Below are 13,077 nucleotides of genomic sequence, written 5' to 3' on the forward strand. Positions count from 1 at the left end.
CCACCGGCTGCGCGACGCCTACCTCGCCACCATGACGCATCCCGCGAGGGCAGGCATTTGAGCCATTGCCGCACCAGCGTGGCTGATTCGCCTTGATCACGGCGATGTAGTGGGCGTTCTTGTCCTCGAAAAGGAAGCGGGCGTCGGCGGCCTGCGAAGTGCTGGGGCAGGCGATTAAGCCAGACTCCAAAAGAGGAGGACAACCGATCGGGCGCGGATGGCGCCCGAATAAGGCAGCGGGCTGGCCCGTTCGGTGCCCGCGTTGAGCATCTGGAAAATCCTCCGTGACTGCCTCCTGAAACACGACGGCGTTCACCACGCCATGCTAGGCATCGCCCGCCTGCACAACCTCACGCTGGCTGGATGAGGGGCAGTGGCGCTGGTCAACCGGCGTGCCGTAGATCATTTACGGGACAACGCTTGCCCATGGCCAATGAGGAGAATTCGGGATGGGGAATTACATGAAGCTCAAACCGCCCAAGCTGGGGAAAAACTTGATTGTCGACAACCGGATCTCGAGCGGGTCGCACATCTGCCGGCGCTCCTGGGTGCTGGGCTCGAAATGCATCGTTCCCTAGTGATTTCCCTAGTTCCCATTGCCACATCGTTGACACGACTGGGAGAGATCACCCAGACTCAAATCCGGTGCCGCCACTGAATCCCTGGGCAGCTCTGGATTCCGTGTTATGCGAAACTCGGGAGCGGCATACCGGCGGCCTGCGGTGATGCTGGGTGCTCATGGGCTTTTGTATAAGCCTCCATGCATCGAGATTTCACTGCACGGCGAAGTGAAGCAGGAGGTGAAGAGGTGTGATGACGTGTATGCAGCATGTTCACCACATTGACGAGTGTCTAGTGGTTCAATTCGCGAACGACAGGTGCCTTACTCGCGCGGCTGGAGGAGAATCGCGATGAGTACACACGTCACCCTGTCTACTGGGTCCCAAGCCCTCCTGTCGCCGAGGGTAGTGCGATCCACGGTATTGCCCGTTATTCAGCAGCAGGTTTCTGTGTTGGAACCGACCCTGGTCCGGATCTGCGGTTACCACCTGGGCTTCATTGACGAACATGGTGACCCCAGCAGTGGAGGGGACGGCAAACTGACCCGCGCCAGCCTCATGATGGCGGTGGCCGATGGAGTCGGCCTGCGGCCGGAGGACGTGCAGTCCCAGGCGGCAGCGGTGGAGTTGCTGCACAACGCGACCCTGCTCCACGACGACATCGCCGACGCGGACGAGCTGCGTCGCGGCCGCCCGGCCGCGTGGAAGGTATTCGGCGTGAGTCTGGCCATACACGCCGGGAACGCGCTACAGGCTCTTGGGCTGCGGATAGTCGTGGACGACTCCGGCCCCGGCCATAAGGAAATCGCCAGCTCGTTCGCCGAGGCCCTCGGTCTGGTTCACGCGGGCCAGGCTCGCGAGCTCACCCTCCGGCCGGGTCCAGGCGCCAGCATTGCGGCGTACGAGCAAATCGTGAAGGAGAAAGCTTCAGCACTGCTGGAGTTCTCACTGGCGACGCCGGCAATGCGGGCGGGCAAACCGGAGAATGTCCTGGCCGCCCTGCGCGACGCGGGTCGGCACCTGGGCATCGCTTTGCAGATCTCCAATGATGTGGAGGATATCTGGGGCGATCCTGCGGTGACCGGCAAGCCTATCCGGGGAGACATCAAGCGGCGCAACCTGACCTTCCCTGTGCTGGCCGCCTGGTCCGCCGACAACCCGGCCAGCGACCAACTGAGCCGGTTGTGGCATGCCGACAGCATCACGGCGGCGCATCTGCAGGCGTTGGCCGACCTCATCGACGAGGCCGGCGGCCGCGACTCGGCCCAGCGGCTGTCCCGCCGCCACCTGGACTCGGCTGTAGAGCACCTCGGACGAGCAGGACTGTCCCCGACCGCGACCGCCGAACTGACCACCTTGTTCAACCGCATCGTCAATCGCGCAGCATGACCCGCGCCGCCCGACAGGGGCGGCATATGAAGGGGAGTACACCATCATGACCACTACCCACGACCACCCGGCCCCCCCTGTCGTCCGCACCGAATTCGAGCGCCGGGCGCAGGCCCACTATGAAACCAAGACCCAGGACCCGATCAACCTGCTGCTGGGCGAGGAAGACGGTCTGTACCACCACCACTATGCCGTCGGCCCGTACGACAAGTCCGTGCTGGAGGTTCCCGAGCCCGAGCGGGATGCGGCGATCCTCGCGGAAATGGCCCGAATGGAAAACGAGCAGGTCGAACTGGTGCTCCGGGGGCTGGCCCCGCTCTCGCCCGACGCGAGGGTAATGGATGGCGGTTCGGGTCGCGGCGGAACGTCCTTCCTCGTCAACCGGCGGTTCGGGTGCGAGGTGGTCGGGGTCAATTTCTGCGCCCACCACATCGAGTTCGCCGAGCGCCTCGCCAAGGAAAAGCACGGCTGCGACGACAAGGTCTCCTTCAAATTCGCCAACATGTGCGACACCGGTCTGCCCGCTGGATCGTTCGACGCCGTGTACACCAACGAGACCACCATGTACGTCGACCCCGCGGAGGCCTTCGCGGAGTTCGCCCGGCTGCTGCGCCCGGGAGGCCGCTACGTCTGCGTCACCTGGTGCGCCAACGACGCCGTGTCGACCACCAGCGAGGCGGTGAAGGCCATCGACGACCACTACGAGTGCCACATCAACAACCGCAGCGACTACTTCAAGGCACTCGCTGACAACCACCTCGTGCCCTCGCAGGTCTGGGACCTGACCCAGGAGGCCATCCCCCACTGGGAGCTGCGATCCCAGTGGGGACTGCGCACCGGCGTAGAGCAGCCGTTCCTCGACGGGCACAGGAGCAACGAACTCAACTACATAGTCGTGGTTGCCGAATACACACCGCCGGCGTAGAGCAGCCGTTCCTCGACGCACACAGGAGCAACGAACTCAACTACCTGGTCACTGTCGCCGGGCCAGGCCGGAGTTGCCCTCACCGCGCGCGGCGGGTGCCCTCGAGAAGATGCTCGGTGTTCGAGTGGTGCCCGCCGCGGTTGCCCACCTGGGTGGCCAAGGCCGCAAAGACGCCAGCCGGCCGGGTTCTTCCGGTGATCACCGATCGGATCGTTGGTGCGGCGGTGGGGCGTTTCGGTGAGAGCGGGTTTCGTAGCGCGGGGGCGGCTGCCTCGTTGCACGGCGCCGGCTTCGACGGAGGTTGTCACGGGTCATAACGACGTGGAGGTTGTCAGTGAACGCCCCAGCTCAATTGCCCTTCGAACAGACGCATCTGCTGCACGTCGCGCCACTGCTGCGCACGCTCCAATCCCAGGGCACGGTCCATCGGGTCCGTACCCCCGAGGGGGACGAAGCATGGCTGGTCACCGGTCATGCTCAGGTGCAGCAGTTGTTGGACGATGACCGGCTCAGCCGCTCCAATCCCGAACCGGGGGCAGCTCGTGACAGCGGGTCCGCGCTTCTCGACAGCCTGCTGGGCAGCTTCGCCAACGACCACGCCAGGTTGCGTTCGCTGCTGGAGCCACACTTCTCACCCGAGCGCATGCTGGGGCTGCGATCCCACGTCGAAACACTGACCGAGCAATTGCTGGACGAGATGGCCGGGCAGACGCCACCGGTGGATCTACGCCTGGCATTGGCACTACCGCTGCCGATTCTGGTGATGTGCGAGTGGCTCGGCGTGCCCCATCAGGACAAGGACCAGTTCGGCATGTGGACCCAGGACGCCGCTAACGTACGGGACCGGGTCCGATCCAAGCAGGGGATGGCCGAGTTGTTCGGCTATTGCCAACAACTCGTAGCTCACAAGCGGCAAAATCCTGGCGCTGACGTGATCTCCAGGATCTGCGCGACCGAAGGCATCAACGACAAAGAAGTCGTGGGGCTGACCGCGTTGTTGCTGTTCGGTGGTTATGAGACCACGGTGGCCCGAATCGGTACGGGTGCATTGCTGTTGCTGGCCAACCCTGAGCAACGGCAGGCATTGCTGGACGACCCGAGCCTCATCCCGAGCGGGGTGGAGGAAATCCTGCGGATGTCGATGCCGAACCCGCATAACGGCGGAATGCCCCGTTATGCCTTGACGGACCTGGAGATCGACGGAACCACCATCCGAGCCGGCGACCTCGTGCTGCTGAACATCATCGCGGCCAACCATGACCAGGCGGTCTTCACCGACCCCGAGCGGGTCGATGTCACTCGCCAAACCGCAGGCAGCCTCACCTTCGGACACGGCACACACTACTGCGTCGGCGCGCCGCTGGCTCGGATGCAGCTGCAGGTGGCGCTTGCCCGACTTGTTGCGCGATTCCCGACCATGCGTCTGGCTGTCGACGTTAAGGAACTGAAACTGCGTCACGACACACTGCTCGGCGGGCTGGTCGAACTTCCGGTGACGTGGTGACCGGCATGCCGGCGGCAGTGGGCCGCGATAATTCCCCGATGCTGCAACGAATATCTCAGCGCATGGTCCAGAAGAGCCCTGACTCAATCCGCGCCTATCTCATATTGATGCGACTGCACGCACCCACGGGTATCGTGCTCTACCTTCTTCCGGGGCTGTGGAGTTTTTCCCTCGCCTCCGGACGACGACCAGACCTGCCGGCCGTGGTATTGCTCGCCATAGCGGCCGCACTGGTGCGCGGCGCAAGCTGCGCAGTCAACGACGTCGTCGATAAAGACATCGACGCCCGAGTTGCCCGCACGGCGTCGCGTCCTGTCGCAGCGGGGACGATCAGCGTGGGGAAGGCACTCCTGTTCGGCGCCGCACAGGCTGTGGCTTCACTGGTGATTCTGGCGATGGTCAACAAGGAAACAGCCCTGGTCGTCGGGGCCTCGTACCCGTTCCTTGCCGCGTACCCCTACATGAAGCGCGCATTTCCGTGGCCCTCGGCATGGCTGGCGTTGGTGATCAGCGTTTATGCGCTGGCCGGCTGGACAGCAGTGACCGGGAGCATCGACTTCCCGCCGACGGTGGTCGGCCTGTACGCATGCGCATTCTTCTGGACCCTGTTTCACGACACGGTCTACTCCCACCAGGACAAGGAGTACGACCGGAGTATCGGTGTCACGTCTTCTGCTCTGATGTTCGGCAAGTACAGCAAGGTGGCGCTGGCCATCTTCATCGTGCTGAGCGTCGCCGGCGCGTTGTGGGCCGGTGTCGAGGCGCAGACAGGTTGGGCATTTTACGTGCTCGTCGCGTTTGCGGGGAGCCTGCTGTCATATCAGGTCATACGCGTGAACCTGGATGATCCGAAATCCTGCTGGGACACCTTCGTTACCAACCGCTACTTTGGCTGGATCATTCTCGCGGCCACGGTCGCTGGACAGTTCACCTGACAGAGCCGAAACCGCGTGGTTACTCGGCCGCGATGTCGCGGCCCAGGCAGGCGGATTGAAGGATGGGATACGAATGACGGATTCGATATGGCAGGGTACCGGCGTCGACTTGGACGCTTACCTGTCTCGCGTGGGATACCTGGCCGACGTGGCTCCGGATCTCGCTACGCTGCGGGGCCTGCATGCCGCCCACGTCGAGGCGATCGCCTTCGAGAACATTGACGCGGTGCTTGGGCGGGCGGTGCCGTTGGACCTGGACAGTGTCCAGGAGAAGATCGTGCGACGTGGCCGTGGCGGCTTGTGTCTGGAACAGGTCGTCCTGATGGCAGCCGTGCTGGACCGAATCGGGTTTACATTCTCGGCGCTCGCGGCCAGATCCCGGATCCGCACCGGGAACAAAGTGGGTCCCGCCGTCCATATTGCTCTGTGCGTTGAGTTGGACGACGAACGTTGGCTTTTCGATGTGAGTTTTGGTGGATACGGGCTGCATGAGCCGATCCGCCTCGCTGAGACCTCACGGCTGGATGGCGACTGGCCCTTTGACATAGTGCGGGAACCGCACGGCGAACACGTACTGCGGTTCTTGCGGGCCGAGGGACCGGCGGAGCTCTACGGTTTCACCACGGACGCGCGCTATCCGGCGGACTTCGAGGTCCTTAACCACTACTGCCTGACCCACCCTCGCTCACCGTTTAACCACCGGATGATCCTCCAGCGCACACAGTCCGCAGTGAGGCACGTCCTCATCGGCAACACTCTCACAGAAATGCTGCCTGGAGAGCCGGCAACTCACCGGGAACTTGACGAGGACGAGACGCTTTCTGCTCCCGAGAAGATCTTCGGGATCACATTGGAACCGCGCGATGTCCAGTCCCTCAAGACCATGGCCGGCATGGCGGCGGCCGCTCGGCACTGACCTGGACCGAGAGTCCGCCCGGCCCGTCCATCGGCAGTAGGCGAGATCATAAGGATCAATATGGACGAGATGCCCAATGGATCGGAATTCGGAGTATTACCCGTGGCGGAACGGCTGCGGTCGCTCCCGGAACACGATCCGAATGATGCAGTGGAGAACGCGATCCTCAGCAGGCTCGCCGACAACTGGTACCGGCGCGCCACGGTCAAGCGGCGTGAGGAGACTCTGGACGACGTGTTCGAGCGGGATAGGCCGGACTTCCCAGTAGCCCTGCTGCCTTTCCGGAATCACCCCACATATCTCGGTCTCGACGACGAGGTCAAGGCCAAGCTCCTTGCGTGGGGCTGGGTGGCGTTCAACAAGAACATCATGGACATCGAGCAGTGCGTGGTCAACCCGGGGTTCAGCTTGGTCGCCAAAGACGCCTTCGACACAGGGCTGGACGGCGAGTCCATGGCAATCGCGGTTACGCAAGCCATGGTTGATGAGCAATACCACACGCTGATGCACCTGAACGCCAGCGCCGTAACGCGTCGGCAACGTGGCTGGCGAATGCCCGAGTCCGCACTTCCACTCGGATACAAAGCACGCAAGCACGCGCACCGGCTCGCCACCGCCAAGACACCGGAGCATCAGGCTCTGGTCTCACTCGCCTTCACCACAGTCGCGGAAATCTCAGTTAACGCCCACCTGGACCTAATCGCCGAGGATCACGAGATCCAGCCCGTCAACCGCATGACGGCCGTCCTGCACAACCGTGACGAATACTGCCACGCCTCAATCGCGGACACCGTCGCTCAGGAGGCATGGATACGTTTCACTGCCGATCAACGCGATTACTTCCTCGCCGCGCTGGCCGACGGGATGGAGGCGTTCGCCGCCCACGACTTCACGACCTGGGCGAGGATCATGGAACTACTCCGAGTGGAGGGGGGCGATCAGATGTTGCAAGACATCAAGAACACCTCCGGCGGTGGCCGGCTCCTTCAGGACTTCAGCGGGTTGCGGCAACTGTGCCAAGAGCTGGATGTCCTCGACTCCCTCCCCTTCGACTGGTCAACGGTGAAGACCGACGGCCCCTGACGACCACCGACCGCGCTGCCCCTGATGTCTAAGCCAAGTTCGCCAAGCAGCGATCCAATGGACCGCTTCCGACAACCACCTGGTGCTGACCCATGCGCGTCCTGCTCATCGACAACTACGATTCCTACACCTACAACCTGTACCAGCTCCTAGCAAAGGTGTACGGCATCACGCCCGTCGTCGTACGGAACGACGCCGCAGCCTGGGACCACCTCGATCTGAACGGCTTCGACGCTGCAGTCATCTCGCCGGGACCGGGGCACCCGGCCATCCCTCGCGACTTCGGCCGTTCTCGCGACGTCCTGGAGCACTCCCTGCTTCCGGTCCTGGGCGTGTGCCTCGGGCACCAGGGCATGGGACTCTTGTCGGCCGCGCGGGTCATCCCCGCCCCGCAGCCCCGACACGGACACCTGTCCACGATCCGGCACAGCGCTGACGGACTCTTCGCCGGCATCCCGCAAGAGTTCACTGCCGTGCGCTACCACTCACTGAGCATCGCTGAACCCGGGCCCGCCCACCTTCAGATCACGGCGCGCGCTGAGGACGGAGTGGTCATGGGCCTGGCCCACCGCGATCGACCCTGGTGGGGGGTTCAATTCCACCCCGAGTCGATCTGCACGGAGCACGGTGCCCGCCTCGTGGCGAACTTCCGTGACCTGGCACTCGCCTCGGGCTCACACCAGGTCAGTACCAGCAGCCGTGGCCGCCGAGTCAGCACCGGCACCAATGGCGTGTCTGTGTCTGTCGCACCGTCGACTCCGCACCCACACCCCGCGCGACTCCAGGCGCACTTCAGCATCCTGGACAGAGCCGTCGACGCCGAGGCTGCATTCCTGGCTCTGTACGGTGCCAGCGCACGCTCCTTCTGGCTTGACAGCTCGCACGTCGAGCCGGGCCTGGCCCGCTTTTCCTTCCTCGGCTCCGCGGAAGCGCCCGGAGCCGAGATGCTGACCTACCGTGTGGAGGACAAGCATGTCGTCGTGGAGCCCACGGGAGGTATTTCTCGTCTGGAAGACGGCACCATCTTTGACGCCCTCAACCGCCGCACCGGCCGCGTCGTCGCTGGTGCCGAGGAGTTGCCCTTCGATTTAGTCGGCGGCTACGTCGGTTACTTCGGTTACGAGTTGAAGGCCGATCTCGGCGCCAATCGCACCCACCCGTCAAAGACCCCGGACGCCGTGTGGCTTCAAGCCGACCGCTTCATCGCCGTGGACCACGCCGAGAACCGTACCTATGTCGTCGCCGTGTGCGAGCAGCAGGACTTGGACGCCGCCCAGAAGTGGATCAGCACAGTAGTCCCCACATTGGCCGACCTGCCCACAGCACAGCCTGAAACGTCTCCCTCACCCCGTGCCGAAAGCCATGACGCGTCGAGATGGCTGGTCCGCTCGCGCACCCAATACCTGGCCGACATCCGTGAGTGCGATCGACGTCTGCGGGAGGGGGTGAGCTACGAAATATGCCTCACCAACAAACTCCGCCTGCCCGCGCCAGCGAACGATTTCGCCTACTACCAGCGCCTACGCCGGCTGAACCCCGCACCTTACGCCGCGCTTTTGCGCCTCAACGAGGTCACGGTCTTCAGCTCCTCACCCGAGCGATTCCTCAAGGTGGACGCCGCTCGCACAGTGGAGACCAAACCGATCAAAGGAACAGCGCCCCGCCACCCGGACCCGCGAACCGACGATGAGAGACGGCGCTCTTTGCCGATGGATCCCAAGACGCGCGCGGAGAATCTCATGATCGTGGATTTGCTCCGCAATGACCTCGGACGGATCTGCGAGATCGACAGCGTCGCAGTCCCCTCCCTCATGGTGACGGAGTCATACGCCACCGTGCACCAGTTGGTCTCCACGGTCACCGGGACGCTGCGCGATGACACGTCCGCCGTGGACGCAGTACAGGCATGCTTTCCCGGCGGATCCATGACAGGAGCGCCGAAGCTACGCACTATGGAGATCATCGACACTTTGGAGGGTGAAGCTCGCGGAGTCTACTCGGGAGCCCTTGGCTTCATTGGATACACCGGAACCACCGACCTCAGCATCACCATCCGCACCGCTGTAAGCCACGACGGCGAATTGACCATCGGTGCGGGTGGCGCCATTGTACTTGACTCCGACCCCGACGCAGAGTACGAGGAGATGCTCCTCAAGGCCGAAGCGACCCTACGGGCACTGCCGAAGGCGAGGGTCGCGGGCTCGTAGAAGTGGCGGGTCCAGTGGGCGACTTGGCCGTTGGCCTTCAGCTCAGCCGGCAGCGTGTCGATCACGGTCGTGTCGGGGTTGACCGGCTGGTAGCGCAACCGCCAGGCGGGCGTCTTGCACAGGTGCCCTCACGAGCGTAGGACGCGCGGACCGGGGCTGATTCGCCCAGTGCCCCCAGTGCGCCCGCAGCTGTGGTGCTGACACATCCCGAACAGGGACACCTGAAGAAGCCTCACCCCCATAACAGCCACGCAGCCACAACGGTCCTTGCGACTCCTGTTGCGCTTGTCTGCGGCGGAAGGATGCTCATGCCCCCCCCTGCAACTGTCCTGCCACGACACCCACTCAGCACCGCCCGCGCCCTCTCCGTGGAGCGGCCGCCTTCGAAGCCCGGACCGAATAGGCAGGCATACCGTGCGCAGCGCTGCCCGGACCGGGGGGCATCATGACTGAGCTCTCCGAGGCCCCCGCCAACGAGCAGCCCACCGCACTCGGGGGCGTACACCTGACCACGCTCGGCGGCCCGCAGGACGTGCGTGCCCTGCCGACCGGACAGCTCGCGGCCCTGGCCCAGGACATCCGCACGTTCCTGATCGAGAAGGTCTGTGCATCGGGCGGTCATCTGGGTCCCAACCTGGGTGTAGTGGAACTGACGATCGCCCTGCACCGCGTCTTCGACTCGCCCCGCGACGCAATCCTCTTCGACACCGGCCACCAGGCTTACGTCCACAAGATCCTGACTGGACGCGCCGCGGACTTCGACCGGCTGCGCCAGGCCGGAGGACTGTCCGGCTATCCCTCGCGCGCCGAGTCGGTACACGACTGGAGCGAGAACTCCCACGCCTCCGCCTCCCTCTCCTATGCCGACGGTCTGGCCAAGGCCCACCAACTGCGCGGGTACCGGGACCGGTCGGTGGTCGCCGTCATCGGCGACGGAGCCATGACCGGCGGCATGGCCTGGGAAGCGCTGAACAACATCGGCGCCGGCGAGCGTCCGGTGGTCGTGGTCCTCAACGACAACGGTCGCTCCTACGCCCCCACCACCGGGGCCCTCACCAACCAGCTGCACGCCCTGAAACATCCCGGCGCCCACACCACCGTCTCGGACCAGGCCAGTGCGAATCTGTTCACCCAGATCGGCTTCACCTACCTGGGTCCCGTCGACGGCCACGACACCGAAGCCCTGCAGGCTGTCCTGGACCAGGCCCGCATCCTGCGGCGGCCTGTACTCGTCCACGCGGTGACCGTCAAAGGCTGGGGATTCGGGCCGGCCGAGGGCGATGAGGCGGACTGCCTGCATGCGGTGGGCACCGTGGACGCTGTCACCGGCCGGCCCGCCCCCGCCTCCGGTCCGCCCGCCGTGTCGTGGACCAGCCAGTTCGGCCAGGCCCTACTCGAGTTGGCCGGTGAACGCGAGAACCTGGTGGCCATCACCGCCTCCATGCTCCGCCCCACCGGCCTGTATCCGATGGCGGTGAAATACCCCGAGCGGGTCTTCGACGTCGGAATCGCCGAGCAGCATGCCGTCACCTCCGCGGCCGGTCTGGCCATGGGGGGCTTCCACCCCGTCGTCGCCCTCTACTCCACCTTCCTCACCCGGGCCGCGGACCAGGTCCTCATGGACGTGGCCCTGCACCGGCTGCCGGTCACCTTCGTCCTGGACCGGGCGGGCATCACCGGCCCCGACGGCGCCTCACACCACGGCATGTGGGACGCCTCCCTCCTCGGCATCGTGCCCGGCCTGCGGCTGGCGGTGCCCCGCGACAGCGGCCAACTGCGGTCGCTGCTGCGTGAAGCCACCGCGTACGAGGGACCCACCGCTCTTCGCTTCCCCAAAGGAACAGCCGAGCAGGGCCTGGAGGCCATACGCCGCGCCGGGAGTGTGGATGTCCTGTCGGAGTCCGGGATCCGGGACGTCCTCCTGGTCTCCTACGGACCGATGGCCCCCGCGTGCCTGCAGGCCGCCACCCAGCTCACCGAGCAGGGGATCGGAGTGACCGTCGCCGACCCCCGCTGGGCGATACCAGTCGCACCCGAACTGCGCGACATGACCGCCCGGCACCGGCTGGTCGTCACCGTGGAGGACAACTCCCGCACCGGAGGCCTCGGCAGCACCCTCGCCCAGACCTTGCGGGACAACGCGATCACCACCCCCGTCCACAATCTGGGGCTGCCGCGCGCCTTCCTCACACACGGCCCCCGCGAACAACTGCTGGCCGATGCCGGCCTGACGGCCGAGCAGATCGCCTACGCGGTCCTGCGCGCCCGCGCCGGAAAACCTCTTCTGCACACTGCCACCACCGCCTGGAGCCCTCAATGACCGCCGTCGGCCTCCCCCTTCTCACCATTCCCCCTGCGCCGGTGCGCCGCCGCTGTCGGCAAATCCACGTCGCCGATGTCCCAGTAGGCGGCGGCGCACCGGTCTCCGTCCAGTCCATGACCACCACCCCCACCGCGAACGTGGACGCGACGCTGCAGCAGATCGCCGAACTGACCGCGGCCGGATGCGAGATCGTGCGCGTCGCGGTGCCCTCCCAGGACGACGCCGACGCCCTGCCGGCGATCGCCGCGAAGTCGAAGATCCCCGTCATCGCCGACATCCACTTCCAGCCCCGCTACGTCTTCGCCGCCCTGAACGCCGGCTGCGCCGCGGTGCGGGTCAACCCCGGCAACATCAAAGCCTTCGACGACAAAGTCAAAGAGATCGCGAAGGCTGCCACCGCGGCAGGGGTGCCGATCCGCATCGGCGTCAACGCCGGCAGTCTGGACCGGCGGCTGCTGGCCAAGTACGGCAAAGCCACCCCCGAGGCACTGACGGAGTCCGCGCTGTGGGAGTGCTCCCTGTTCGAGGAGCACGGCTTCACCGACCTGAAGATCTCCGTCAAACACCACGACCCCATGACCATGGTCGCCGCCTACCGCCACCTCGCCGCCGCCTGCGACTACCCCCTGCACCTGGGCGTCACCGAAGCCGGCCCGCCACCCCAGGGCACCATCAAATCCGCGACCGCCTTCGCGATCCTCCTCAGCGAGGGCATCGGCGACACGATCCGCGTCTCCCTCACCGCACCCCCCGTCGAGGAGGTCAAGACCGGCCTGCAGATCCTGCAATCGTTGGGATTACGCGCCCGCCAGCTGGAGATCGTCTCCTGCCCCTCCTGCGGCCGCGCCCAAGTCGACGTCTACGCGCTCACCGAACGCGTCACCGCTGCCCTGGACGGATTCCCATACCCGCTGCGCGTCGCGGTCATGGGCTGCGTAGTCAACGGGCCCGGCGAAGCACGCGAAGCCGACCTCGGCGTCGCCTCCGGCAACGGCAAGGGCCAGATCTTCGTCAAGGGCAAGGTCGTCAAAACCGTCCCCGAGTCGAAGATCGTCGACGCCCTCGTCGAGGAAGCGATGCGGTTGGGCGAACAACTGGCCCTGGAAACCGCGGAGGAGGAGAGCCAAGCGTGAGCGACAGGCCCTAGAAATGATCGCCCAGCGGCGCCAGAGCGCACTCACTCACCACCCTGGACACCGCCGCCCTTCCACTCCACATCACAGCCGTACTGCGTT

General features: G+C 65.1%; 9 protein-coding genes and 1 pseudogene. All 10 read left to right on the forward strand.

What is annotated here, in order from left to right:
- Window positions 1–262: 262 nt before the first annotated feature.
- Window positions 263–367, forward strand: a pseudogene (locus OG905_RS35390) (IS5/IS1182 family transposase); the annotation flags it as partial.
- Between the two features lie 544 nt (window positions 368–911).
- Window positions 912–1,949, forward strand: coding sequence for a polyprenyl synthetase family protein (locus tag OG905_RS35395; RefSeq protein WP_328680836.1), 1,038 nt, complete (start codon window positions 912–914; stop codon window positions 1,947–1,949).
- Between the two features lie 46 nt (window positions 1,950–1,995).
- On the forward strand, window positions 1,996–2,874 hold the full coding sequence (locus OG905_RS35400) for an SAM-dependent methyltransferase (RefSeq protein ID WP_328680837.1): 879 nt from the start codon (window positions 1,996–1,998) through the stop codon (window positions 2,872–2,874).
- Window positions 2,875–3,208: 334 nt separating this feature from the next.
- Entirely contained in the window at window positions 3,209–4,378 is a 1,170-nt protein-coding gene (locus tag OG905_RS35405; RefSeq protein ID WP_328680838.1) for a cytochrome P450, read from the forward strand.
- A gap of 5 nt (window positions 4,379–4,383) precedes the next feature.
- Entirely contained in the window at window positions 4,384–5,313 is a 930-nt protein-coding gene (locus tag OG905_RS35410; protein WP_328682770.1) for a 4-hydroxybenzoate octaprenyltransferase, read from the forward strand.
- A 73-nt stretch (window positions 5,314–5,386) separates the two neighbouring features.
- Window positions 5,387–6,229: an arylamine N-acetyltransferase family protein gene (locus OG905_RS35415; RefSeq protein WP_328680839.1), complete on the forward strand. Its 843-nt coding sequence runs from the start codon at window positions 5,387–5,389 to the stop codon at window positions 6,227–6,229.
- Window positions 6,230–6,289: 60 nt separating this feature from the next.
- Window positions 6,290–7,312, forward strand: coding sequence for a diiron oxygenase (locus tag OG905_RS35420; protein WP_328680840.1), 1,023 nt, complete (start codon window positions 6,290–6,292; stop codon window positions 7,310–7,312).
- A 92-nt stretch (window positions 7,313–7,404) separates the two neighbouring features.
- Window positions 7,405–9,519 carry an aminodeoxychorismate synthase component I gene (gene pabB, locus OG905_RS35425; protein ID WP_328680841.1) on the forward strand — a complete coding sequence of 705 codons (2,115 nt, stop codon included), beginning with the start codon at window positions 7,405–7,407 and terminating at the stop codon, window positions 9,517–9,519.
- A gap of 445 nt (window positions 9,520–9,964) precedes the next feature.
- Window positions 9,965–11,839, forward strand: coding sequence for a 1-deoxy-D-xylulose-5-phosphate synthase (locus tag OG905_RS35430; RefSeq protein WP_328680842.1), 1,875 nt, complete (start codon window positions 9,965–9,967; stop codon window positions 11,837–11,839).
- Window positions 11,836–12,975: a flavodoxin-dependent (E)-4-hydroxy-3-methylbut-2-enyl-diphosphate synthase gene (gene ispG / locus OG905_RS35435; protein WP_328680843.1), complete on the forward strand. Its 1,140-nt coding sequence runs from the start codon at window positions 11,836–11,838 to the stop codon at window positions 12,973–12,975. Before OG905_RS35430 ends, ispG begins: the two co-directional genes overlap by 4 nt.
- Window positions 12,976–13,077 lie beyond the last annotated feature (102 nt).

Source organism: Streptomyces sp. NBC_00322, assembly GCF_036147535.1.
GTDB lineage: Bacteria > Actinomycetota > Actinomycetes > Streptomycetales > Streptomycetaceae > Streptomyces.

Coding starts and splice junctions, on each gene's coding strand:
- OG905_RS35395 (WP_328680836.1), top strand. CDS start 912: ATGAGTACACACGTCACCCTGTCTACTGGGTCCCAAGCCCTCCTGTCG.
- OG905_RS35400 (WP_328680837.1), top strand. CDS start 1,996: ATGACCACTACCCACGACCACCCGGCCCCCCCTGTCGTCCGCACCGAA.
- OG905_RS35410 (WP_328682770.1), top strand. CDS start 4,384: ATGCCGGCGGCAGTGGGCCGCGATAATTCCCCGATGCTGCAACGAATA.
- OG905_RS35415 (WP_328680839.1), top strand. CDS start 5,387: ATGACGGATTCGATATGGCAGGGTACCGGCGTCGACTTGGACGCTTAC.
- OG905_RS35420 (WP_328680840.1), top strand. CDS start 6,290: ATGGACGAGATGCCCAATGGATCGGAATTCGGAGTATTACCCGTGGCG.
- pabB (WP_328680841.1), top strand. CDS start 7,405: ATGCGCGTCCTGCTCATCGACAACTACGATTCCTACACCTACAACCTG.
- OG905_RS35430 (WP_328680842.1), top strand. CDS start 9,965: ATGACTGAGCTCTCCGAGGCCCCCGCCAACGAGCAGCCCACCGCACTC.
- ispG (WP_328680843.1), top strand. CDS start 11,836: ATGACCGCCGTCGGCCTCCCCCTTCTCACCATTCCCCCTGCGCCGGTG.